We start from the raw sequence: 24,286 nt of genomic DNA on the forward strand, positions 1-24,286 counted from the left end.
AGATCACCCATCCAATCTGATCGGGTGGCCTACTTTTCAACCGTCGCGACTGGCCGGACTTTCAACCGTCGTCAACAGTCGTCGTTCCCAGGCTGGAATGAGCTGCGCGAAGAATGCCCTAAGGCCGAAGGTCAAGGCCAGCGGACTCAGTCGATTGGAAATCCTACGCAGACACGCAATATGGGTTGCCGATCACTACCACGTTCGGTGTCCGAGACGTCGTGCGCAAGCTCGACTTGGCTGGTGTTGACCTGCCATCGATACGGACCGTTGTCGACGAGATGCTTGCCTGGGCGAAGGCACCTGCGACTTAGGTTAGGTACCGGCATGCTAAGGCCGACGCTCCCGAGAAGGCAGCGTGGAGCTTCATCGTCTTCGTTCGACTGCAGCCGTGACTTCTGTGCGACGAGGGTTTGACTGTCCGTTTCGTCATCACCCCGGAGGTGGCGGGTCGAGCATTTCGACGTGATCACCTCGCCACTGGTAACGGACGGTCCTGACGGGGCCCGGACATGCTGTGCAGACGTATCGGCCGTCCTTATATCGGAGAACGACGGTGTCATTGGTCGACGCCGCCGAGTCGAGCGTGGTGAACGCATAAGCCTTCGATGTGCCGGTCCCCAAGTACCGACCACGGTGGAACATCAGCGCTTGCTCTGGCGAGCTTCCAGTTCCGCCTTGGATCATTACCACGATGGCGGACAGGTCCGCGCAAGGGTCGTAGTTGCTGTGGACGGGAGTGCTCTCCCACGAACGGCCGGTTAGCGGTTCTGGCGGCAACTGCGATAGCGCGGACTGCAACGCCGTCGCTTGGTCAGGGCCGCACCCGGACGCCGGTGGCGCGGCGCCAGCTCGCGTTGAAGTCAAGAGTGATCCGAAGATGATAGCGACTACAAATCCAGCAATGGTTCTACACACAGCGCATCCCCCATTCCCCATTCCGTCCAGTGGACATCAAGGCCGCCACCGCTACGGGCGACCTATTTCTTCCACCAGCCCCTTCAGTGAATGTAACGGCTCTGCGTCAGCTCAGCAATCATTTCGTGGAGCCTGAACCCTGCTAACTGTTAGCCTCCGGTGGGGGCTTGAGCAATCGGGAGGGAAACGGATATGTTGCGTCGCTTCGCGGTGTGTGTTGCGTCAGCGGTCATAGCGCTGATGCCGGGAGTGGTGGCCGACGCGGCAGCTGACGACAGTCAGAGCGTACGGACCCAATCCGGCAAGGTGCGGTGCTTGGCGAACTCGAACGACGTAGGTCATGGTGGGGGACCATTAGTGGTGTGCCAGCGGTGGAGTGGTGAGCCGTTTGCGCAATCGCCCTACTCGGCCGAACACCGAGAGCGATTGAATTTAGCTGTAGTCAGAGCGAATGGCGACTTCTATTGGAACATCGGAAACATCCCAGGCTCGGCGGAAGCTACGGCAAATGACCTTGTTCTGAACTACGGCCAGACGTATCACGTCAACGGATGGGCCATATTGTCGACTTTCGACGGCACCCGCTTCAAGCATGACGGCACAGGCCACGGCATGTTCGTCAGCATCGACAACGTCAATCCGTTCTAGGGCGAGACAGTGCCGAACGACATTGCTTTCTTCGATGAGGACATCGTCGACGTTCGCCTTGATAGCGGTGACACGCTGCAGTACTACTGGGGGGATCAGTGCCGACGTCTGCCCGACGAAGACGAGCCCGGCAAGTTGCGCGTCGAGGTGCAGGGTTTCGGCGGTCAGCCGACCGGTGGCTTCATCAGCTCTGGTGCGAAATTGCGAACGACCAAGCTGCTCCGACTGTCCATGGTTGACGTGCAGCAGGGCGACGGCATGATCCTCCAGACGCCCTCGGACAAACTCATCTTCATCGACGGCGGTGACAACAAGCTGTTCGCGCGACGAGTGGCACGATCCTTCCCAGGAACTTCCGACGCCGACCCTCTAGTCGTCGACGCGATCGTGATCACGCACGGCGACGCCGACCACTTCTCGGGCCTCAACCAGCTGCGGATCTCCGAGACGAAGGCTCCCACCGAAGCCAAGAAGGTGTTCGTCGCACCAAGGCGGGTGTACCACAACGGCATAGTCAAACGACCAGGCAAGACGTCGACCGGATCCCGGCGGAAGGACGCCGAGATGTTTGGTGACACGGTCGACCATGACGGCGTGCTCTACGTAACCGACCTCGTCGACGACATCCGCGACGTTCCGGAAGCAGAGCGGAATGAACCGTTCAATGAGTGGGCAGAAACGCTAGACGCCTGGGATTCGCGGACGAAGCGAGTGACGGGCTCACCGATCGATTTGCGCCGCATCGACCACACGAGCCAGAACGTGTTCGACTTCCTCTCCGAAGATCAGGAGCCCGGACAGCCGGAGATCGCGGTCGAACTTCTCGGGCCGATCGTTGAAGACGTCGGCGGTAAACAGGCATTGCGCTTCTTGGGCACCCCGCCCGAGGGGGTTGACCTCATGTCCGGGCTGACTGAAACCCCGTCCGGGGGTGGAGTTTCGGCGTCGCACACCATCAATGGCCACTCAATTAACTTCCGGCTGCGGTACGGCAATGTCCGGTTCCTCTTCACCGGCGACATGAACCACGAGTCGATGCGCCGAATGCACGAGGCCAATCGGGGCGCAGCACTGCGGGCCGAGATCCTCAAAACCCCTCACCATGGCTCCGCTGACTTCGACATGGGCTTCCTGGGCGAGGTCGGACCCGTGGTGTCGATCATCTCCTCGGGTGATGAGAAAGCCAGCAAGGAATACATTCATCCCCGCGCCACGCTAATGGCGGCACTCGGCAGAGCGTCACGCCAAACCCCAGCGATCATCTTCTGCACCGAGCTGGCCGCCTTCTTCGCCTATCGAGGGCCGTCGCATGCTTCTGACGGCGGCGCGCAGTTCGAGGGCTTCGAACGCCTTAACTACGGCATCATCCATATCCGCACCGACGGCCAACGGGTGCTGGCGTTCACCCACAGCGGCAAAGCGGGCATGAATGAGGCGTACCGATTTTCGGTAAACCCTTCTGGCGATGTCGAGTTCGAACCCAAGGTGGTGAAGCGCCGTGCCCCAGCCCGATAACCAACCGCACGAGGCGGCGACCTCCCCGTCCCCGGCAGTGGCGGCGCAAGCCGTGGTCGACCTCGAAACCCTCAAGCTGTATCACCAGGAATCGAAGACCGCCCGTGAGCGCGTCGAGGGGCTGATCGACAAGTACCGCGCCAACACCTCGACGCTGCTGGCTCTGGCCACCGCTGCGGTGGCTTTCTTCGGGTTCTCCGATGGTCCCCGCCAGCAGGGGTGGTACGTCACTGCGGTGGTCGCCTACGGCGTCGCGGTAGCGATGGCTTTTTGGATCTTCGCGCCGATACCTCTGCGCCTCAACCCGGCCCACAACACCAGGGCAGCGCTGTTTGAGGATCCCGGCCGACCACTGACTCCTGAGGAGATCTACTACGGCTACGCGGTGGGCCACCAAGAGGCCATCACCGAGGGATTAAAGAACTGCACGGGCCCATTCGGGCTGGCGAACCGGTTCCGCGCGCTCATCGGGGCGATCGCGTTGCTCGTTGTGGCAGCCTCCCTGAGCGTTGCATTCGGCGCAGCAGCTCCGACACCTCCAACGCACGTCATAATCGATAGGACTGTCTAATGAGTGACGACGACAAGGACGCCAAGAAAGCCCGAGTGATCTCCTGGGAGCCCAGGACCGGAACGGGCCAACCGAAGGGCCTCCACAAGTTTTCGCCCAATGACGACGCTCCTCACTGGCGATCGCATCAGGGCGACCAGCAACAAGAGCCGGCTGATCGCCCAGATGACTCCCACAGGAATCCCTAAAGGGGCAGCCGTGCACGTCCTCGCTGTGAGCTTGCTCTCCGAAATTCTAGGCTCGACGCGTTCCGCGACGTTGGGTGACCGGCTCTTGGGGCGAGATCAGGGGCCGCGGGCCGTAACCATGGCAGATGGCATGCTCCTGGTGAGAGCCGAGAGGGTCAGCACTGGTGACGTGCTTTCATCGACGATTCAACTGGAAGTGGCGTCGCTCGCCGATGACATTCTCGGCAGCCGCTGGCTGAGCGGGTTGCGGATTTTCAGCGCACTGCTGTCCCTTCTCGATCCGGGCATCAGGGCTCACTGCGCACTCGGGGGTGCCACTACTCGGGTGCCGCCCGCAAGTCTGTCGCGCTTCGCCATTCAAAGAACTACTCACCGGGGTGCTCCTCTGTCCAGGGTCCAGCGGTGTCAGTTCGCCGAGGTCGCTGGCCGAAAAGCGGGCCGAAGGTAGCGCCAGAAGGCTCCGGCTTAATGGGCCTTGATTCGATTACTAGAGGTTTGGTAGGTGATTAAACTGCTCAACGACCAATTCTCAGTCATGGGCAGAGTTCGGCACCGCGATTGCTCACTTCCGCGAAGTGCTCTGTGATCAAGACTTCGAAACGCACACCCGAAGGGTGAGGCGATGATCACGCCGCCGTGGCCACCTACGCCGACGACGAAAGCGACTGAGCCCGAAGGGCGCTGTCTTGAAATAGACCACATGTGAGACACCCAGAGATCCTCGTCGTCTCAGACGGATGTCCAAGGTCATCCAGTCTCAGAAGTTCGTCTCAGAAATAGTCGTCTCGTCCGGCGCGTTCCATCAATAGTGAGACATGACAGCGGGATTCGGCACGGACAGGACAACGGTCTGCGCATCGGCTATGTACGTGTCAGCACCGTGGCGCAGACCTTGGAGCAGCAGGAGACAGCCTTAGGAGCTGCCGGAGTAACGAAGACCTTCTCCGACACGATGTCCGGCGCGCGCGATGACCGTCCAGGGCTCGCTGCGCTGATCGACTACGTACGCGAGGGAGACACGGTCGTGGTGTGGAAGCTCGATCGGCTGGGCCGCAATATGCTTCACATCCTCGGCACCGTCAAGGCGCTGACCGACCGTGGCGTCACTCTTGTATCTGTCACCGACGGCATCGACTCGTCGACCGCCGCCGGACGCATGATGATCGGAGTCCTCGGATCCCTAGCCGAGTACGAGCGCGAACTGGTGAAGGAACGCACTGCCCTGAAGCGCGAATCGTCCCGCGCCAACGGCACCAAGTTCGGACGGCCTCGCAAGGTCGTTGCAGCCGAGTACATCGTCACGGCCAGGCGGATGAAGGCCGACGGTCACACCGCCAAGGACATCGCGAAGTACCTCGGGGTGAGCCGAGCGACGCTGTACAGGTACTTGGCTGTGGCCGAACCTCTAACGTGCTGATTGCGGTGGAGCAGCTGCGGTGTCGAACATGCTCGGTCACGCGCGTCATTCGTCACGACGCTGACCGTGTATGCCGACTACATCGCCGAAGGCGACAACGGCAAGGCTGCGCCGCTGCGTCGAGGAACCGCTGGCGAATCAACCGTCGTGCCGATGCGCCGACCGGGCTAGTTGTACTGACCTGACAGGTTAGGTACGCGGGCGGCGGGTGGTTGGCCGCCGAGTGCGGTGTGGCCGCGGTGGTAATTGTAGGTGTGTAGCCAGCGCGGGTATTTCAGCGCAGCGTTCTGCGTCACTGGTGTAGAGCCGGGCGTAGGCCCATTCGTCTGCCAGGGTGCGGTGGAAGCGTTCGACCTTGCCGTTGGTTTGGGGTCGATAGGGCCGGGTGCGGCGATGTTCGAGGTCACCGAGTGCGTCTCGGAAGGTGTGGGATCGGTAGCAGGACCCGTTGTCAGTCAACACTTTTCTGACCTTTATGCCGCATCCGTCGAACCAGGCGTTGGCACGGATCCAAAAGCCCGCCGCGGTTTCCTTGCGTTCATCGGCGAGCATCTCGCTGTAGACCAGCCGGGAGTAGCCGTCGATCGCTGTGTGCAGGAAGTGGTGTCCTCGCAAGGGATCGCCCCACTTACTGCGACGTCCTGAACTCCTATCGGCTTTGGCGTTGCGGTTACCGACGGTGCGTCCCAGCATCCGCCAGCCGCCGCCGGCAGGGATCTTGCCGACTTTCTTGACATCGACGTGGACCAGATCCCCGACCGCTGCCGACTCAATGCGGCGGACGACGCGGCCGGTGGGGCGGTCCAACCAGCGCAACCTTGCGAGTCCGTAGCGAGTCAGCACCCGGTGCACGGTCGAGGGGTGAATACCCAGGAGGTAACCGATCTGAGCTGGCCCCCACCGGCGGATCACACGGACTTTGATGATTCGGCGCTCGGTGCGCGTCGGGGTTTGGTGTGGGCTTCGGTGCGGTCGTGAGCTGCGATCAGCCATACCCGCTGGTCCTAGTTCGCGATACCGACTGGCCCATCGCTGGGCTGTGGTGACTGCGACCTGGAACCGCTCCGCAGCCCGGCGCAGCGACCAGCCGTCTTCGACCACGCAACGAGCCAGCCGCAGGCGACCGGTTTCAGACAACGGGGCATTACGGTGGGACACGAAGACCTCCGAGTGTGGTTGGTGCGTTCCTAGACAGCTCGCACTTCACTCGGAGGTCTTCGTCATGTCACCACGCCACGCCGTACCTAACGTCCGTGGTCAGTACAGCTAGTTCTCATCTTCGTCGTCGCTAGGATGGTCTGGCACTCGTCTTTCAACGATCACATCATGTTTGGTCGCGTATCCAAAGCTGCGTTTCGGGAGTTTCAGGCGTCTTAACCAGGGGATTCGCGTCTTCAAGTGAGCGAAAGCGGCGCGAAGTGCGGAAACCAGGTTTCGTGCGCGTGGGTACGGCACGCTCAATCGAAACAACACGAGTGTCGCCAACACTATCGCCATGATGTAGACGGCGACCGTCGTTTGATCTGGTCCTCCGAAGAAATCGCGAAGTGCGGCCACCTTCGATCCCGTCGGAGACAGCACCGATAACTTGTTTATAAGTTCGTCAACGCGAGGAAGAAGCAGTATCAGAACGGTACCGAGACCGATAGCCGAAATCGCGATGGACCGCCGCGAATGCTTTCGGGCGTAGCGTGTGTTGACAACGCTTTCCAGCACTTTCACGCGGTCGTTGAGTCTCGAATACAGTTCGGGTGTGCGAAGTTTCGCCGCCATCCCGTCAACTACCGACGGCGCATTGATGTCTGTCAGAAGATTACGGCCGTACTCGGGTAGGCCCGTCGCCAATTGCTCTTGAGCAGCGAACAGGTCGTCGTCGCGAACCGAAAGATCGACGGTTCTGTGGTCGATCGCCTCCAACTGCCGATGTTGAAGGATCGCTGATTCGATGGGCTCGATGATTTGCAAATCGGTGATGTAATGGATGTCGCTCCGAGGCCAAAAGGTATGAATTGCGTGGCCTGTTGAAAGCCACAGCTCCTCCTCGGAATTTACCAGGTAATTTTTCAGCAATTCTCCGCGTACTTCTTCGGTAACAGGCATAGGCGAGCGGCTACGGACCATCAATTGGGCGAACTCAACCGCGTGTGCTTGTTTCGCTATCGCTCCCTCACATCCGCACAGCGGCGACCCTTGGAACAGGGTGGTGTTACAGCGCCATTCGGTTCGCATTCTTCGACGTGCTGCGCGCTGTATGGCTTCAAGATAGAGGTCGAACACTGTTTCGATGGTGATAAGGTTTTCGCCGTCGATAGGCGTTCTGAACGAGACCCACTCAAGGTGGTCGAATTCGGTTATCGCTATGCGCCACCGATAGTAGTTTTCGTCCATGAATCGCGGCCGCGTGCCCAGTATGGGGACCGATACCTCGACAGCGTTCAGCACACGCTTGCCCGCTTGCAAGTATCTATAGCCTTGCTCGACACCGAATTCTCTTGCAATTGGTGTTGCGAAGGTGAGAATACATATTCCGGATCTATGGATCATCAGCGAAATCTCGATTGGCTCATGCTCGTGGACGCTGTCGGTATAATACGACCGATTCATTTCTAGTCGGATGAACGGCTCATTATGAAGGTAGTAGCGCGGGAAGTACATTTGCTGTTGCAGACGTAAGCGAAGCGCGCCGCTTGCGTGTCGACGTGAGATCGATTCCAGGAGCTTCTCCGATGCTTCCCGTACCATTTTCTCTGTTTGACGTGAATTTTCCTCGTTCGTGGGGTCTGCTTCTCTCGATTCGGCCCGTCTAGACGAAGATTGTAATGATGTGCGGTAGGCAAGTCCGAATGTTGCCCGATGTGCGAAGAATTGCAACAAATGGAGGCGAGCGATCCAAAGAATTCGCAGCGTCAGTTTTGGCTCGAGCCGAAACAGTCGCCACCACTGGATATTTTCCGTATGAAAGATTTTTAACCATTGTTGGTATCTGGCTGCGTGCTCTTGATGGCGCGCGGTCTCTCGCATGCGGCTGCCGACTCGTAGGCCATCGCGAGACGGAGATCCAGCCACTGTTGCCATGTCGGTTTTCAAGAGCTTGTTCGCGAGCTTCACCAGATCGAGCCCCGGGCCCAGGTCGAACGAGAACGAGTAGATCGCGCCGCGCCCGCTCATTCGAAGCGGGTGCGCCGTTGGTGCTGCCGGGTCGCTGGTGTCTTCCGCCACGCACCAACCGTAGGCACGCTCGCCGACAAATCACGCCGACGCGCCCTTTGCTGTGGCGGGGTCAGTTCCCGGCGCGGGGAGACCCTGTGGAGACCTTGTGGTTGTATCTGCAACATCTGTCACAGGCAGCAAAGGCCCTGAAACGACAAAGCCCCGCCTGAGCAGGGCTTTCGTGTGGTGCGCCGTCAGTTTTCCGAACCCCGGTCCCGCTGATTAAGAGTCAGCTGCTGTTGCAATCGTCACCTAACCGGGCATCGTTTATACCGAGCGAACCATCAGCTCACCCGGCCCTCACGAGGTCTCGAAGGTTCGGTGTTCTCCCGACAAAAGCAGGGCGCTCGATACGAAGCAAGGGGGACATCCGCATCACAGGGTGCAGTCGTACGGCTCGCCGTCGACAACAACATCGGCAGCGACGTCACCGCTCGGACGAGCGCTTGACCGCATTGAACTACTCGACCGTGGTCGTTGGTTCCCGGCACGTCATTCAATACTGAACCGGCCCGCTCGGTAGCTATTGCCATGCAGCAGACCCCAATGGTCGAGTCTTTGCTTCCGATGGTGGCTCGCGATGTGACTTCGCGGGAATACGCATCCCTCGCACAAGCCTCGGCGCTGACCCGCGACGTAACGAGAGCAGCCAAGTTCTGGGAACAGGCTGTTCGAGCCGCACCCGCAGTCTGTGTCACGGTTGTTTTCTCCTCGCGGTCGAGCATTGTTTGCGTTCGAGATACTGAACGACCCAGAACTAGGACGCAACTTATTCGATGAAGCACTTAGCACCATCTCGGATCGGACCGATACAGAACGCGAGCTGAAAGTCGACACCTACGTTCTGTGGATTGCAGTTGAAGATCGGATTGATCGTGCCGGACAACGAGTGAAAGAACTTCTTAACCGAATGGACGAAGTAAAGACTCAATCGAGCGCCCAGCCCTGCGCGCCAATACCGCTGACAGCATAGATGCATTCATCGGCCATGTATTTTCATCCTGAGCAAGATAGCGATTCGCGCGAGCGGGATGGGAGTATCGTGGGCGATGACCCCTCGTCGCCTGATCGTTGAGCGTGTCGCTGCCGGGGCCGCCCGCGCATGTCGTCGTGCAACTGGGTATTCGCGCGCACCGGTGCACAACTGGCTATGCTGGGACGCGGAAGGCGTGTGCGCGGCGCTCAAGATTCTATGACGCCTGCCCGGTTTAGTCAGGTATTAAGCAAATCACAATAACGTAGGGCGACGTGTCACGAATCCACCTGGATTCCCCGCAGTCGGCGGGAGAAGACACCACTCTGCTAACTCGGTCGGTCGAATAGGAGGTACCACACGTTGCTTCACGCACGTGCACCTCGACGGTCCCGTCGCCTCTGTCTGCTCCGTCCTCACGATGGATACAGTCGCCTACCCGTGCGTCGCGAACAGGGTCGCGGGTTGTCGGTATAGAAGGCGTCGCCGCGGTCCTAGACGTCGTAGCGGTCCTCGTCGTACTTGGATTGCGAGTCGTCGATGTTGAATCGGGGTTATCTACTGCCGCCAGCCCGACCCATCCGGCTAGTAAGAGCGCTGCCACGCCGGCGGCGACTAACCAGCCGGTACGGCTCGACGGCTTGTCGCTAGTAGTAGCTGTTGACGACGACTGGACATGCGAGAAAGACGTCTTCGGTGGTGAGGGTCTCACCGGTCCAGTCTTGGCCGTCTGTCGCTGTGACTTCGTTGAAGCACCTGAGGGCGCCGTTTGAGGGACTACACGCTCAGTCGACACTGCGGACCGCATGCCAGCCATGTGAGCGGCCCGCATATCCGCCGTCCACAACTGGCGGACGAACTGGTCGGTGCGGCGGTACATTGTTCCGTCGCGTCGAACAGACAGCTGCCACGCCCTGGCCATGGCGCCGAGATCATTCGCCCCAAAAGATGGTGTGGGCGAAGTTAGTAGCTCGTGCAAGATTGCAAAGTCATCTGACGGAAGCAAGTGGCTGTACTGAGCAAAGGAAATAGAGTCTTGATTTGTCTGTTCGCTCAGGCTCCGAATAACCATAAGCGCGAATTTGAAGAGATCAGTGGTTCTGGAGAAACCCTGCGTATGGTAACGCGGGCGCCAAGAGATCGGATCCATGTTGGTCAGACCTGCCCGGCCGTCAACTATGAACGAATCGCAATCAAGGAAGTAAACGTCGGTTCGAGTCCCGCCGGCGGTGTGTACGCCCGTGGTCAGCAGATTGTTGAATTGAAGGTCACCAACGACGATTCCGATCGAGTGAAGGAACTGCAAGGCCGCAAGTACGTGTCCTAGGCGAGCAATTTTCTGCGGAAAATCGAAGTACTCATATCCGCCCTTCTCAGCTCGTTCCTTCGTGACCGCGATACGGATTAAGTGGCGTGGTTCACTTTTCCCGTTGCGGCGCAGGAAGTAGATTTCAGGGGCTTCTGGCATCAGGATGCCCACTGCGGATTCGCCGTCGACCACCAATGCCTGCGGCCACGCGCTCATGGCCAGAAGTCTTGTTCGATCCTCTTCGGCCAAAGCGGCGGGCCAGTCGATGGTGTGCTGTAGCGCCTCAAAGTCAACGTCAGCGAGCGCTTCCTCTCTGTACAGCTTAAGTATTCGAGGCTGTTTATCGGGAGTCTCGCAGCGAAACACCTCTGCGGCGCCTCCTTCGCCGAGCATGGCGTCCGCGTTGTACTTGATCCTATCTAGTCGGACGCGGCCCATGTCAGTGCTCATGGCGCGGTCTCGCGTTCCTTCCGCGAATCCGCGGAGCCACTCGCGGCCATGCTGCGGCGATCGTTCGATCATCATGGAGGCCGGGCAGCTCGAACGCGACGAGTTCGCCGAAGGCCCATTCTGCGGGGCTCGGACCCGCAAGTCGTGGGAGCAGAGCGCCGAACTGTTGAGTCTCTTGCCTTATCGCATCGGCCATTCCGTCCGTGGCCAACACGATCATCGCGTCCGGGGCTATGAAGGTGACATCAGTGATCAGTTGAGCACCATCTCGCGGAAGTGCGTAAGTGACGTTGCTGACCAACCCACCGGCCTGCTTGGTGGCGGTGTCAGTGAGCCAGCGAATAAGTCCGGATCCGAGATCTACAGTCAACGCGTCGCTGTCGCCGACTGATCCCCACAACACTGGGTAGCCATCTTGGGACAGCGGGCCGACTGCAGCGAATACCAGGGTGCTTGCCGGGTCGGAGGACTTCCCTTCTGCACCGGGATGGGGAGCGAGGTAGCCCACCGTTGCCGCGTACTCGTGCACGAAGTCTGCTTTGAGAGACTTCACGACAGAGTCGATCAGGGCCGCAGAGATGTCGCTCCATCGCTCCGCCGCCTGATTGGGCTTCACGCGATGGAGACGGCGATGGAGTTGTTGCAGGGCAGTCCGGCTCGCTATCTGCGCTGCTGCATGGGCGTCGTGGGCACCGCCGAGACCGTCGGCTACCGCAAGATAGACCCAACTACCGTCAGGCGCACCACCGACCGAGTAAGCGTCTTCGCGAACGCCGCCCTTGTTCGCATGCTGAAGTCCGACTTGTGTTGCGGCATATACGTCGAAGCTTCCGCAGCTTCCACGATCGATCGTCAGACCGCTAACTCCTGACGTCGTGAGGGCAGCCAGTTCCACTGGCCTCGCCGTTCTTGGACTGACGTCGGGTTCGATGGGGCTGGGGTTGGCGGGGTAACCCGGATTCGCCGGCGCGTTAATTGGTTCCACGTCTGATCTCCACGAGTGGGGAGGGTGCGCACCCGCCGGGCCAGACGAGAGAGGCGGATCGGGGATATTCCTCCGCGTTGGCCTTGGTGCTGGCACTTGGCGCCCGGGAGTTGCCAGCCGTTGCATCATAATCAGAAGGCAGAGCAGGCCGGTCAAGAGCGACGCAACACTGGTTATCAGGAGTGCCGGCAGCTTGTAAGAAGTCCTGAGAGACGGGTCGACGTGGACCTGCAACATGTCGGATGTGTTGGGAATCGGCGCTTGGGCGTCCGCAATGGTTGGATCAAACTGCGCACCAAGCACTGTGCGACACACCTGGCCGTCGGCGCTTCTTACCTGGCTCCTGATAAGCAGGCCTCGATCCGACTGCTCCTCGACGACAGCGTCGGGCTGTTGCGTCCGAGCGTCCGGCTGCCGTGACGAAGCGCCTTGTTCAGCGCTCGAAGGTACCTCTTCGGGGGAGCTCTCGGTGGGCCCCTGTGAACTGCGCTCTTCGCCTGGGTCCATTGATGTGCCGTCAGCGCCGTCAGCGCAACCACTCGTCTCCGAGGCTGCCATCATGTCGGCCGCCCTTTGAGCCTGTGACCCTGGCGCCAACCAATACGCGAGAACGCCGAATAAGAACGCCGCTATCGCGACAACAAGAAGACCTACGGCGAAGTAAGGAGTGCGGCGGCTTCGCGCTCGGCGGCTAGCGGTGTTTCTCATCTAATTCAACCTTCGCATTCCCTTTGGGGTACGAAATTGGAACTCGCCCTGCCCGACACTGCGGCTGATCGAGAACCGGATGCTGTTGATTATGGCGCGGAGCAGATCCCCCGGAACCACCCCTCCGTCGGCGACGCAAGCGATGCCAACAGGTTTCGTCGACCGCAACCTGGCAACCGTCGCGTCGGACACCTTCCCGATGCCAAGCGCGACGACAACTGGGCGGAACGGGTGCCCATCGGATTCCAGCGCCGAGCGGGAGTGCATCCACACGGATTCGGCCTGCGCTTCGCCGTTTACCTGAGGATTGCCATCGGTTAGAAAGAAGATGACGGGGGTGTAGAAGCCTAGACCCCAGCGCTGGAGACTTTGATGGTCAGCGCGCAACAGCTGGTCTAGGAAGCGAAATACCGCCGCATAATCTGTGGACGTTTGACGCGGTAACGCGGGAATGGATGGATCTTGTGCCAGGGGTGTCAGCGGCACGACGACTTGGGGCGTATCGCCGAATGCCACAATGCCCAAATGCGCGGTATCGAGAACAGTTGGGTCGTCCTCTAGCACGCTGAGCATGTCAGGCAGGGCGTCCTCGATGACACTAAGAGGCGTCACTCGTTGGCCCTTGCTGAAGGAGGGATCCCACATCGAGCGTGAAACGTCACAAACGACATAGAAGGCAAAAACCCTCTTGGCGTTCTCGCCTGACGGCGTTATCGAGAAACCATTCTCAGACCTCATGACTGCTTCTCCTGTCGTTGGAGCGAATATCACGTATTGGGCCGCACTCGCTAGTCGAAGTCGACAGGCGCGAAACGGCCGCTCGATCGTGATCAAAGCGCTTCCCTCGAGCACCCGATAGAACCTGTTCCCACGCCGAACACGTCCTGACTTCCCCAGCAATCAACTTAAGCCTCACCGCGGAGCCATCAATTGCCGACGCAGCACCAAAGCGGTTGCTATCAAGGCGGTGAGTCCCATAACGATTAATGCCGCCGCAGCAAGGTATACATGTGACGCGTCGTGCGACCAGATCGCATCCTGGAAAGGGCTGGGCTGCACTTGGCTAAGCGCATCCGGAGACTCGCCCGCTGCGAGCGGCTTACCTGTCCCCGGATCGACGTAGAAGGATCTGGTAATCCCATGGTTAGCCCCTAGGCCAGCGGATGACCAACGTGACGGGGTGAAGTATGCGAGGACCTTCATCACTTCGCCCGCTGCCCCCTCGAATGGTGGGGCCAGACCGGTCATCACGACTTGCAAGGCGAGAACGCCCATGAGAATGAAAACGGCCTGCCGCAATGACTTCGAGACCGCGGAGATGAGAAGGCCTATGGTCATGGCGGTAAGCGGCAGCGTCACCGCAAATATCAACAAACCCAAAGGGTGCGGAAGGACTGGATCGATCGGATCCCTCCGCTTCAACACCAAGTACAACAATGTTGACAGGATTCCTAGTGTCACGGCCAGTGGCGCACAGGCTATGGCCCGCGCGAGCACCATTGACGTCGCGGAGATCGACCACCGCGACTCGCGTTCAATAGTGTCGCGGTCGTCAACAATAGCGGCGAACGACTGTGCCATGGAGAAGAAGGTCAAGCACACAATAAAGGCGATCAGCATCGAGCTGATTCCCCGGGGATTGCCTGCGAGTCCGTCTCCCGATGCCGCAGCGCTGAGAAGCGCTGTGAGCAGGACACCGACGCCGAGACTGGCGGCCAGCTGGCCGGCATTGTTGCGTTGTCGAGCGAACTCCCGACCCACCAGATAAGGTAAATGCCTCGCAAGGGAACCGCGGCGCGGTGGTGCCGCCGCGACGTCCGAGTTTGATAGGGAGGCGGCAGATATCTGCGGCCGAGCCTCGGTCACGCGATCTGCTCGCAGCAGATCCATCACCTCGGCATAGTTGTTGGCTCCGAACGTATGCAGCAGCTCGGCGGGCGATCCAAAGTAGGCGAGCTGGCCCCGTCGTGTAAGGGCCAAGACTCTATCGGCCCGATCGATGTTAACCATCGAGTGAGTGACGACGATGACCGCTCTGCCCTCGTCGCGTGCACTGGAACGGAGGGAGTCCATCATCTTGCGATCGAGTCCCTCGTCTAGGCCTGACGTTGGCTCGTCGAGCACGAGAAGAAGTGGATCGCTAAGCAATTCCATTGCGGTCGAGACGCGCTTTCGTTGACCACCCGACAACTCGTCTATTCGCTTCTGTACTTCATTCGTGAGCTCCATGGCCGCGATGACCTGAGCGACGCGTTCAGCGCCTTCGCGTGGATCCACGTCTGCCGCGAGGCGGAGTCTTGCCACCCATGTCAGCGACTCCCGCACACAGAGATTCCCGAACATCGCGGGTTGCTGTGGCACAAAGGACACCAAGTGACTGGCCTGCGTGTTGGCTACGCTGAGATTGGCTTGACCAAGCATCATTTCGCCCGACTCTAAGCCGACTTCACCGAGTAATCCGCCGCACATCGTCGATTTCCCCGCCCCAGAGGGACCGATGATCGCCAAAACCTCGCCGCCCGCCATTTCGAACGACAAGTTTTTCAATGTGGCCTCGGAGCGACTCTTGTAGCGCAAGCTGACATTGGTAAATCGTAGTAACGGTCCCCTCGCACCGACGAGAACTGGCACGAGGGCAATTTGGGCTGGCGCAGTGACCGACAGTGTGTGGTTGCCTAGCATGAATTGCGCGCCCACTGGAATACGCGCATGCAGAACGGGTTGGCCATTGACGAACGGACGGGCTTGCGACGAAAGTGACCGGATTTCCACGGCGCGGCCCGTCCATGCCACTGTGGCGTGCTGCTGCGCAAGATCCAACCCGCGCAGCTGAATTTCCGCAGGACCCCCTTCACGCCCAATGGTCAGACGGGTGTTCGGCGGGAGTTGCCAGACATTCAGGGGCGACGGGAAATCAGAAACGCCTCGAGGTTCTGGGATCGCCGTAGATTTGGATGGCGTCGTAGGATTACTGTGAGTCGCGGAGACTGGACTATGCATCCTGACCAGCTTGCCTGGCGCTGTTACTTCAAAAACATTGGAAGCAACAGTGAATCGTTGTGCCACCTTTAGCCTCGCGTGAACGACGGGCTGTCCATCGACGAGGGGTCTGTACCGCTCGGCGGTGGACCGCAGCTCCACTCCATCTCTGCTGGCGCTGACGATCGCGATACCGTTGCCGATTGAGGAGTCCGATAGCTCGAGGTGCCCGTTCGGCTCTAGACGCATTTCTGCAATCTGCCCCCCAGCTAGCGTCCATTCATCGCGAGCAGCCCCCGCTGTTCGAGCGAGCCCACGGAGAGGTGGTTGCGAAGCTATCTGGACTGGGGGCAACGCCGCTATGTGTGATAGCTCGGCAGGCTTTGATACTGAGAACCGGAGATCACCGACTACAAATTCGCCGCCGACCTTTACACGCGCATGCACAACCGGCTGACCGGCAACAATAGGTCGCTTGACTTGATTCAGTGCGCGAACCTCAACTGCGCGGCCTGTCCAGCGCACTGAGGCAAGGGGGTCAGCGATATCAGACTCAGAGCTTGCCACGACTGGGCCTGATGGTCCTTGTCCGATTAGGAGCAACCGTCCTTCGGCCAATGTCCAGCGATCACCCACCATAGATCCGGTCTTCCCCCACGAGCAGCTAAGTTAGCAAGATTTTGACTCGAATTGTGCCGAAACGATTTTCCCGCGTGCCGTTTGGGGCCGGGCTGCCACCCCCGCACGCGTGGCAGCGACCGCTGCTCGGCAGCGAGAGCTCGCAATTGAATGCATCGCCTCGTCTATCGCGCCGCTGCGAGGGGGCGAATGGAACGTCGGAACGCAAACTTGGCCTATCTCGACTAGGCGGTCCCCGTGCCATACTCACCGGCCTCGAAGCAAACGGCAGATCAGAAGGCCCTAGTTGGCAGCGTGGGCGATGTGTCGGCGAACCCCCGTGGCTGTTCTAATATTGACGTTCGTCAACTGCACTGCGGCGCGTGAGGCAGGCTACTCGGACATTCCATCATCACGGAGTACTACGGCCCGCATCTGGACCGTGACTCGGACGGCATCGGCTGTGAGAGTTAGATAAAGCGCACCATCTTCGGAATCATCGCCGCAATTGCACTGGCCCTCGGTGGCATCGTCAACGCGGTTACGGCCATTTGTTCGACCACGACGACGAAAATCTTCACGAAAGTGCCCGCAAGCAAAGGTTCTGGGCCGAACGAGGGTGGGGCGTCTACACGCCGATGGCCATGTGCCAACTTTGGTGATCGAACGAGCCAAGAACTCGCCCCTCTTTCGGTGGGATAAGAGAAGCAAGCCCGGGTAGAGCAATCCAAGCCGTGCGGAAGCCACCACGCCAGAGTCAAGGTCGTTCACTCCGAAGCAATACGGCCACCCTCGGAGGTGGCGAACGCGAGGCGCAGAGAATGTCGGACTGCGTACCTTGCAGACCTATGTCCAGCATTGGCGAGCGGCGATCCCGCTCCGCCGCTCGTTGAGCCAGACCCCGAGCGCGTCGAGCATTGTCTTGCCGGTCTCGAAATTGCCGTCGGCAGGTTCGGCGGCAAGGGAGGCGCCGAATGTGCCGGTGTCGTTGGCGACGGCGGCGATCTGACGTACGAGATAACCTCCGTTCGGCCCTGGTCCCCATCCGCCTTTCGCGGCTACGTCTGGGTACCGTGCCAATCCCCACTGCTGGTTGCCGCCGAGGCTGCGCATCTGAGCGACGACGGGCTGTGCGCCGTCAATGCACGGCAGTCCGAACGCGAACCTCGCGGCCTGAGTCTGAGACCACTCGGTTTGTCCGTATGGGCTGTATGGCGGACGGATCTGTTGGGACTGAACTGTGACCGCTGTGTCGCCGCCTTGAGCAAGTACTGTTTCGACCGCCTCGGCCGCTGCCTGCGGGTCACCCAGCATCCCCCACATTTGGTCGGCCGCCGCGTTATCCGATTGGGCAATCGCCTGTTGTAATAAAGGTTCGGCCGTCGCCTGGTCGAAGTTGAGGGCAGCGATCGACAGCGGCACCTTGATCGTGGACCACGCGGGCCCGCTCGTCCAAGCGCCGTAGGCGGTGACCTCCTGGCCGTCGAAGATGGTGACACCTACCTCACCGGCGGGCATCGTCATCACCAACTGATTGAAGCTCGTCGCGAAATCACTTCCAGGTGGCGGGGGTGGCAGCGCCACTGGTGCGGGGGGTGAGGGGGCTCGTTCGGCCGTCCGAATGGGCGTCGCTAGCGAACTATTGGCGCTCTCGGCGGGTTGGTTGGACTCGTTTGGTGCGCAATTCGTCAGCATCCAGCAGCTCAAGACAGCCGCGAGCATCCGCCACTTAGTAGATGTGCACAACGGCATTCACTCCACCACGACAGGTGACCCAATCGCCGGCGCCAAAGGGACTGCACTCAAGCACGTACAGTTCACCGCTACAGCGTGCAGACCGCTGGTTGCAGGGAACCCCGCCACGGGCATAGATCGTGCGCGGCGACGCGTTCGGGCCTCCCGCGTCCCAGTATGCGATCAGGACATTGTCCGTGAAGCGACAACTGGTTTCTTCGCTTCCTCGGACCGCGCGGCTGCCTGCGCCGGGATTCCCTGTAACGACGAAGCCGTCGTCGCAGCGCTGCCCGAGGCCGTCGACTCCCTTCACCGCTGATGGCGCCGCACGCCGCTCTGGCGATGGCTGCGGCGCGGTAGCCGATGGCCGCTGTCCGGTTGGGAGCGAGGAACGCTCGGGGGTGGTCAGCCGGGTCAGCGATGGGTCTTGCGCCGAGGTGTTGCTGTCCCCGGTCTGCCCGGCGAGCAAGCCGACCGCGATTCCTGCGGCAGCCAGGAACAGCGCCGCGCACACCGCTATTGCGATAACCATCGGCTTCGACAACCGCGCCGGCACCGCCGCGGCAGGCGGCACGGGCGGTTCCGATGCGGGGGGAGGTGCAGTCCGGGTCTGCTGTTGGGTAGCGGAGAGGACATGGGCGGCAGGCATGGTGGCGTTGATGTCGCGAACCGCCGGCGTTGACAGAGCGCGGTGGGCGGCGCGGGCCAACGCACCAGCGGTACCGTACCGGTCGTCGGGTTCTTTGGCCATCCCGCGTTCGACGACCGCGTCAAGGGCGGCGGGTACCCGAGGGTTGGCACCGCTGGGACGGGGCGGTGGCGTGTGCAGGTGGGCGTTGACTACTTGCTGCATGCTGTCAATCGGGAATGGCCTTGCGCCCGTGAGGGACTCGTAGAGCACGCAGGCCAACGCGTAGATGTCGACCGCCTTGGTGGTGTGGTCGCCAGCAAGTCGCTCCGGCGCCATGTAGGCCCAGGAGCCGATTGTCATGCCGGCTTGCGTGAGGCGGGTGTCGCCTGCCTTCTCGGCGATGCCGAAGTCGAGAAGGTAGGCGAAGTCGTCGCCGGAGACGACGATGTTCTCGGGTTTGACGTCGCGGTGTATCAACCCTTCAGCATGGGCCGCGTCGAGCGCAGCGGCGACCTGGCCGATGATGTGCACGGCGCGGGCGGGGTCTAGGGGACCACGTTCGGTGAGCTTGCGCAGATCGGTGCCGCGGATAAGCCGCATGTCGATGTATAGGTTGCCGTCGATCTCGCCCCAGTCGTGGATGGGCACGACGTGGGGTTCCTGCAGCGAGGCGGCGGCGTTGGCCTCGCGGGTGAACCGGCTGCGGTACCCGGGGTCTTGGGCGTACTGCTCGAGCAGAATCTTCAGGGCGACGACGCGGCCCTTATGTGAGTCGCGCGCCTCCCAGACCTCGCCCATCCCGCCACGGCCGAGCAGCGTCAGGAGTTTGTACTTGCCGAATTGTCTGCCGGCCCCCGGCCGGTCGGACGACGCCATTACCCCGTTACCCCCTCGTGCATGTCCGCGTTTGCCAGTGAATCACGGGGCCGCTTATCGCTGACCACCACGTTGGCGCATCGTTCGGTCAATATTGCTGACGACACGCTTGCTGAGAGCCGGAGAGCCCGGCGCGGAATGCCTCGATACGGGTGAAGCCGGCCGGCACGGTGAGCCCATCGAGAGTGCTCGCGACTAGGCCGTTGGTGAGGAGACCGCCCACGGCTTCGTCGATGTCGCCCGCGGCGAGCTGGAGGCTGTTGCCGCTGGGGAGCTTAATCGGGTCGGCCATCGCGGCCTGCGCCACTCCGGTCAGACAGGCGGTGAGTAGCGCGGTGCTGGCCGCGTCGAGTGGCTCACCGCGGGCATGCTGCAATGACAACGAGTACCGGGACGTCACAGCGGACAGACCGGTGTTATCACCTTGGGGCAGGGCGTAATCCTCACGGTCCGCCGGGGTCGACATCGCCTGCAGTGACGGAAGGTCGACCACGATGGTGTTGGTGCTCGGGCAGTAGGACGTCGGCGGGCTGGCCGCACCTTCAGGGCACGCTTGGGTGTCGAATGTCAGGCCTGGTGGACTTTGCGGCGCGTACACCTGGTCAAGCAGCTCCAGCAGTGTCGCCAAGTTGGACTCGTCGAGCGGCAGCTCTCCGGACTGGATCTCGCCGGAAGAGTCGCGCTGCAGCAGGATCGGCAGGTCGCCACGCTCCCGCTCGATATCGGCCAGATCGATGTCAGCACACGAACCGGCGCCTTCCGCGAAACCCTTCTGCACCGCGCGCGTGCGGTCCAGGGCGGTGCCGTGGCCCTCCTCGACCATTTCGGACTGCCGCACCGACCAAACCGGGTCTGCAAGGGTGATGGCACCGGCCAGCACCCGGTTCAGACCGTCGCCGGTGCTCAGTGTGAACCGCGGTGAGTGCCCTTCGGCAACCCAGCGGCTGTACGCACCGGCGAAGCAGTCCGCCTGCTGCTCACCGACGACCGTCTCGGTGAACATGTCGACCAGGCCCGCGCGGTGCTGCACGGCGTGGCCGTATTCGTGGGCAATCAGCGCGGCGACCGCAGTGTCCCCGAAATAGTGCTGGCCGGTAGGAACAACGAAGCCACGATCCCAGGCGATGTATTCCTTTGTTGAGAGGAGCGGTTTACACCAGAAGGCGTTCGGATTGTCGTAGGTCTTCAATCCGCACACTTCGGGCGAATACGGGTCCTGCGAGTCGTAGGAGACGAGCTCGTTGGCCGGCTGGAACCTTGCACCGAAATGCTCCGGATACTGCTGCTGCCAGAATGTTTCGACATCGTCGACAGCCAGCAGGACAAGATCATCGACAGGTCCGCCGTCCGTGTTTTCGGCCGCGCGTTGCGGTGGCGGCGCATCCGCGCGGACTCCGCTGGGCCCGTCGATCACGAGCATACCGCCTACGCGGTACTCCACCTGATCAACGGACGGGGCATGTGCGGGACCGGGCGTCGACGCGCAGCCGCTGAGCAGTTGAGCGAGGAGTGTGACCGTGGCGAGAAGTCGGGCGCCTCGGTGAGGGACGAGTCGGACGACGACATTCGTCGATGCCTCGTCGGTGATCAGCACGTGATCTGGTGATCGGGCGGGTGAAGGTAGTCGAGGAACTTGCCGTAGGCGCCGCCACCGGTGGCGCATACGGCCGCCCCGAGCCCCGCTTCCGTATCGACGCCTGCCGGCCGGTAAACGGCGTAGATGGGATTGCCCTGGGCGGTGGCCGGCCGCAGTGAGGGGCAACTCTGATCGGTGCGCAGGTAGGAAGCACCCGGGTGCGCGTCCAGAAGGCGTTGCACGCCGGCGACGTACTGGCCCGGTGTGGTGACCGAGCCCAGGACGACGATGCCCTGCCCATTGCAGTTGGGTCGGCTCATCGGCTGGGCGAGACCGAGGTCGCCCGATGGCGGTTGCGGCCGAGGGACAGGGGCCGGGACGGGTGCGGGTGCCCGTGGAGGTGGTGCGGGAGGCGGGGTGCTCTGTTGCCGAGAACTCGGGGGAGCGGTACGGATCGGAGGTCGAGTGGGGCGCAGCTCCTCTGGCCAGGGAGGCTTTGTGAGAGTGGGCGATTGCGCAGCAGTGGGAGGCGCGGTCGGCGATTGCGCCAACTTTGTGCCAAGGAATGCGACCAGTCCGACGGCGAACAGGACGGCAGCGACACCCGCTGCGATGAGCGCCGGGCGGCGGGCGAAGCGTGCCTGTCCCGCTGGCGCCGGAGTGACACTCGGGTCTCGACTGGGCACCTCCGCGAACGCCGGGGTGCGTAGTGCCATCTGCGTCGCGTCGTTGGGTCCGACGACGCCGACGGAGGAGGCGGCACTTCCAGTCAGGGCGGCCGCGAAGTCACGGCAGGTCTCGAACCGCTGGTGCGGCTCCTTGGCCATCGCCGTGGCCAACGCCGAATCCATCCCACCGAGGTCGCCGCGCACCTTGGCCAGACTGGGCGGCGGTGAGGACAGGTGATTGCCGATCACGACGGCTGGGTTGGAGCTGCTGAAGGGCACCGTGCCGGTGAGAAGATGGTAGGCCGTCGCAGCGAGTGCGTATTGGTCTGCGCGGCCGTCGAGTGGTCTGCCCGTAAGTTGTTCGGGCGCGGCGTAGGCGACTGACCCGACGGTCATATTGGTCGCTGTCAGCCCACTGTTGTCGTCAGTTTCGCGCGCAATGCCGAAGTCGGCCAGTAGCGTGCGTCGCTCGCCGTGTCGAGGAGCGCTGAGCAGGATGTTGGCCGGCTTGACGTCGCGGTGCAGCAGAAATAATTCATGGGCGTAGTCGAGGGCATCGGCGATAGCGGCGACGATGTCGAGGACGTCCTTGGGTGGCATCCCGTACGGATAACGATCGCGAATGGTCTGCGCGGCATCGGTGCCTTCGACGTAGTCCATCGTGATCCACAATTGGCCGTCGTGCTCGCCGCGGTCATGGATGGCGACAATGTGCGGGTGCCACAGCGACGACGCGATGTCGGCTTCACGGGCGAACCGCTGGCGGTACTCCGGGTTGGCACTCACGCTCACCGGGAGGATCTTTAGCGCCTCCTGGCGGGGCAGCCGGGGGTGCTGCACAAGATAGACCTCGCCCATCCCCCCGCTGCCCAGCAAGCGCTGAATGGTGTAGCCGGCAAATACCGCCCCTTCAGCAATGGGCATGAGCGAATCTTAACCAGCATCGTGGACACCGACACACCACTCGGAGCCACGCGCAACATTAGCCGGTCGCGGGTTGGCTCGCCGAGCGCACCTCGCCACGCGGGAGCGCCACGGCAATACGATATTCACTTGCATTGTCAAGTAGATATGTCCAAGCGAGATCAGAAGAACCCTCCATCGGCGACAGCTCATCCGTATCGTGACGCTCATGAACGTCCCTCCACCCGGCGAGGTTCCCGTGGGGCGCGACGCCGTCACCCGTCGCCGGGTGCTACAGATCGCCGGGACGTTGGGGCTGGCCGCCACGGTCGGGGCCTGCGCACAAAAATCCGATGTAGCGAACTCGGCTACCTCAAGCGTGTCTCCCGCTGCGCCGACGTCAGCGCGCCCGGGCTTAGCCACGGCCGCCCCGCCACAGGCCCCCGCACCTCAGCCAACAAGCACGTCGGCACCGGCGGCTGCGGTCGCAGCGGCAATCTTGTGTCGAGACGCGTGGGGAGCGCGCCCCGCCCAGGGCGCAGGCGTTCCGCACGTCCCCACGAAACTGACCCTGCACCACACTGGGGTTGTCCTTGGGGACAATCGCAACGCGCCGGCTCGGCTGCTCCAACACCAGCAGCTTCACCAGAACGACCGAGGCTGGATCGACATCGCCTACCACGTGGGCGTCGACCGCAACGGGAACATCTATCAGCTGCGTGATCCACTAATTAAGGGCGACACTGCAACCACTTATGACCCGGACGGACACTTCCTCGTTTTATGCGAGGGTAATTTCGACGAAGAAGAAGTCACGCCGGAGCAGCTGCATGGTGCTGCAACGGCTTTCGCGTGGGCCGCCGCCAACTTTCAGATCAGTTCTACCAAGATCGAGGGTCATCGCGACCAGGTGTCGACGGCGTGCCCGGGGGACAACCTGTATGCCGCGATCGAATCAGGTGATCTGCAACGTCGTGTCGACGAGTTGATGGCGGCCGGTTCGGTCGATCTACAGCCTTTATGCGGCGATGCGGGGAAAGCGCGGGTGGCGGCGATCGCGGCGGGTGGATGAGGGGGGCGAGTCGTCGTAGTCACCTATGCGCGCCACGACCGTTCTCCGCCGCGCGGGCGTGACAGTGGTCAAGGTACATCCAGAGAGAAATGACGTCGCCTACGAGGCTTTCTACAAAGGTCTGATTTTCCGCGCTGTCCGCAGCCGCTCGATGCCCACAACGTGGCGACTCGAGCAGGAGGATCCCGCCGCCGGCGAGCATGAAGGCGGAATCAGCCACGAAGAGTCCCTACTCGGATGCAAGCGGCGCGCAGAACGCGAGATTGCTGAGAACGGCTTCTTCGCCCGGCGGCAATCAGCAGTTCAGCCATGACGTCGCTTCGCAACGCTCCTCGAC

At 61.5% G+C, this 24,286-nt stretch carries 17 protein-coding genes and 1 pseudogene; 8 read left to right on the top strand and 10 right to left on the bottom strand.

Translation table 11 applies throughout. The features are described from left to right. Positions 1 to 432: 432 nt before the first annotated feature. Positions 433 to 939 carry an LppP/LprE family lipoprotein gene (locus tag AU195_RS25465; RefSeq protein WP_082703177.1) on the bottom strand — a complete coding sequence of 169 codons (507 nt, stop codon included), beginning with the start codon at positions 937 to 939 and terminating at the stop codon, positions 433 to 435. Positions 940 to 1,233: 294 nt separating this feature from the next. On the opposite strand from AU195_RS25465, the gene AU195_RS25820 reads away from it, so the two are divergent. The 4 genes from AU195_RS25820 (at position 1,234) to AU195_RS23495 (ending at position 5,257) form a co-directional block, all read left to right on the top strand. Beyond that, positions 1,234 to 1,566 (top strand): hypothetical protein, encoded by a 333-nt coding sequence (locus tag AU195_RS25820; protein WP_157531234.1) that lies wholly within the window; start codon positions 1,234 to 1,236, stop codon positions 1,564 to 1,566. 9 nt (positions 1,567 to 1,575) lie between these two features. Next, positions 1,576 to 3,081, top strand: coding sequence for a ComEC/Rec2 family competence protein (locus tag AU195_RS23480; RefSeq protein WP_059161419.1), 1,506 nt, complete (start codon positions 1,576 to 1,578; stop codon positions 3,079 to 3,081). Between the two features lie 52 nt (positions 3,082 to 3,133). Further along, positions 3,134 to 3,652 (top strand): hypothetical protein, encoded by a 519-nt coding sequence (locus AU195_RS23485; RefSeq protein WP_157531235.1) that lies wholly within the window; start codon positions 3,134 to 3,136, stop codon positions 3,650 to 3,652. A 996-nt stretch (positions 3,653 to 4,648) separates the two neighbouring features. Further along, positions 4,649 to 5,257, top strand: a complete 609-nt coding sequence (locus tag AU195_RS23495; protein ID WP_502687377.1) for a recombinase family protein — start codon at positions 4,649 to 4,651, stop codon at positions 5,255 to 5,257. Between the two features lie 167 nt (positions 5,258 to 5,424). On the opposite strand, the pseudogene AU195_RS23500 reads toward AU195_RS23495, so the two are convergent. Further along, a pseudogene (locus AU195_RS23500) lies at positions 5,425 to 6,415 on the bottom strand (IS481 family transposase). A gap of 108 nt (positions 6,416 to 6,523) precedes the next feature. Next, complete coding sequence (locus AU195_RS25825; RefSeq protein ID WP_157531236.1) at positions 6,524 to 8,476, bottom strand: hypothetical protein; 1,953 nt, start codon at positions 8,474 to 8,476, stop codon at positions 6,524 to 6,526. Between the two features lie 1,970 nt (positions 8,477 to 10,446). On the opposite strand from AU195_RS25825, the gene AU195_RS25830 reads away from it, so the two are divergent. Continuing rightward, complete coding sequence (locus AU195_RS25830; RefSeq protein WP_157531237.1) at positions 10,447 to 10,767, top strand: hypothetical protein; 321 nt, start codon at positions 10,447 to 10,449, stop codon at positions 10,765 to 10,767. 421 nt (positions 10,768 to 11,188) lie between these two features. On the opposite strand, the gene AU195_RS26020 is transcribed toward AU195_RS25830, so the two are convergent. From AU195_RS26020 to AU195_RS25475, 3 genes are all read right to left on the bottom strand, one after another. After that, positions 11,189 to 12,094 carry a protein phosphatase 2C domain-containing protein gene (locus tag AU195_RS26020; RefSeq protein WP_172800699.1) on the bottom strand — a complete coding sequence of 302 codons (906 nt, stop codon included), beginning with the start codon at positions 12,092 to 12,094 and terminating at the stop codon, positions 11,189 to 11,191. Between the two features lie 798 nt (positions 12,095 to 12,892). Then, positions 12,893 to 13,630, bottom strand: coding sequence for a vWA domain-containing protein (locus AU195_RS23515; protein WP_157531238.1), 738 nt, complete (start codon positions 13,628 to 13,630; stop codon positions 12,893 to 12,895). A 174-nt stretch (positions 13,631 to 13,804) separates the two neighbouring features. Continuing rightward, on the bottom strand, positions 13,805 to 15,958 hold the full coding sequence (locus AU195_RS25475; protein ID WP_172800700.1) for an ATP-binding cassette domain-containing protein: 2,154 nt from the start codon (positions 15,956 to 15,958) through the stop codon (positions 13,805 to 13,807). A 942-nt stretch (positions 15,959 to 16,900) separates the two neighbouring features. On the opposite strand from AU195_RS25475, the gene AU195_RS26515 reads away from it, so the two are divergent. Continuing rightward, the gene (locus AU195_RS26515; protein WP_502687380.1) at positions 16,901 to 16,963 is read left to right on the top strand and encodes an excalibur calcium-binding domain-containing protein; all 63 of its coding nucleotides are present in this window, start codon (positions 16,901 to 16,903) and stop codon (positions 16,961 to 16,963) included. Positions 16,964 to 17,335: 372 nt separating this feature from the next. On the opposite strand, the gene AU195_RS23525 is transcribed toward AU195_RS26515, so the two are convergent. From AU195_RS23525 to AU195_RS23540, 4 genes are all read right to left on the bottom strand, one after another. Continuing rightward, a complete protein-coding gene (locus tag AU195_RS23525) occupies positions 17,336 to 18,013 on the bottom strand; it encodes a hypothetical protein (protein WP_157531239.1) in 678 nt (225 codons plus the stop codon). A 205-nt stretch (positions 18,014 to 18,218) separates the two neighbouring features. Then, positions 18,219 to 19,730 carry a serine/threonine-protein kinase gene (locus AU195_RS23530; protein WP_059161427.1) on the bottom strand — a complete coding sequence of 504 codons (1,512 nt, stop codon included), beginning with the start codon at positions 19,728 to 19,730 and terminating at the stop codon, positions 18,219 to 18,221. An 88-nt stretch (positions 19,731 to 19,818) separates the two neighbouring features. After that, positions 19,819 to 21,321: a neutral zinc metallopeptidase gene (locus AU195_RS23535; RefSeq protein WP_502687381.1), complete on the bottom strand. Its 1,503-nt coding sequence runs from the start codon at positions 21,319 to 21,321 to the stop codon at positions 19,819 to 19,821. Next, positions 21,318 to 22,898 (bottom strand): serine/threonine-protein kinase, encoded by a 1,581-nt coding sequence (locus tag AU195_RS23540; protein ID WP_059161428.1) that lies wholly within the window; start codon positions 22,896 to 22,898, stop codon positions 21,318 to 21,320. Before AU195_RS23540 ends, AU195_RS23535 begins: the two co-directional genes overlap by 4 nt. A 208-nt stretch (positions 22,899 to 23,106) precedes the next feature. Between AU195_RS23540 and AU195_RS25485 the strand changes: the two genes are divergently transcribed. Beyond that, a complete protein-coding gene (locus AU195_RS25485; RefSeq protein ID WP_082703195.1) occupies positions 23,107 to 23,949 on the top strand; it encodes an N-acetylmuramoyl-L-alanine amidase in 843 nt (280 codons plus the stop codon). Between the two features lie 25 nt (positions 23,950 to 23,974). Further along, positions 23,975 to 24,262, top strand: coding sequence for a hypothetical protein (locus AU195_RS26025; RefSeq protein WP_172800701.1), 288 nt, complete (start codon positions 23,975 to 23,977; stop codon positions 24,260 to 24,262). Positions 24,263 to 24,286 lie beyond the last annotated feature (24 nt).

Origin of the sequence: Mycobacterium sp. IS-1496 (assembly GCF_001499995.1) — a bacterium.
Taxonomy (GTDB): Bacteria; Actinomycetota; Actinomycetes; order Mycobacteriales; family Mycobacteriaceae; genus Mycobacterium.

Coding starts and splice junctions, on each gene's coding strand:
- AU195_RS23515 (WP_157531238.1), bottom strand. CDS start 13,630: ATGAGGTCTGAGAATGGTTTCTCGATAACGCCGTCAGGCGAGAACGCC.
- AU195_RS25485 (WP_082703195.1), top strand. CDS start 23,107: ATGAACGTCCCTCCACCCGGCGAGGTTCCCGTGGGGCGCGACGCCGTC.
- AU195_RS25465 (WP_082703177.1), bottom strand. CDS start 939: ATGGGGAATGGGGGATGCGCTGTGTGTAGAACCATTGCTGGATTTGTA.
- AU195_RS23525 (WP_157531239.1), bottom strand. CDS start 18,013: ATGACGATGCCCGCCGGTGAGGTAGGTGTCACCATCTTCGACGGCCAG.
- AU195_RS26025 (WP_172800701.1), top strand. CDS start 23,975: ATGCGCGCCACGACCGTTCTCCGCCGCGCGGGCGTGACAGTGGTCAAG.
- AU195_RS23530 (WP_059161427.1), bottom strand. CDS start 19,730: ATGGCGTCGTCCGACCGGCCGGGGGCCGGCAGACAATTCGGCAAGTAC.
- AU195_RS23540 (WP_059161428.1), bottom strand. CDS start 22,898: ATGCCCATTGCTGAAGGGGCGGTATTTGCCGGCTACACCATTCAGCGC.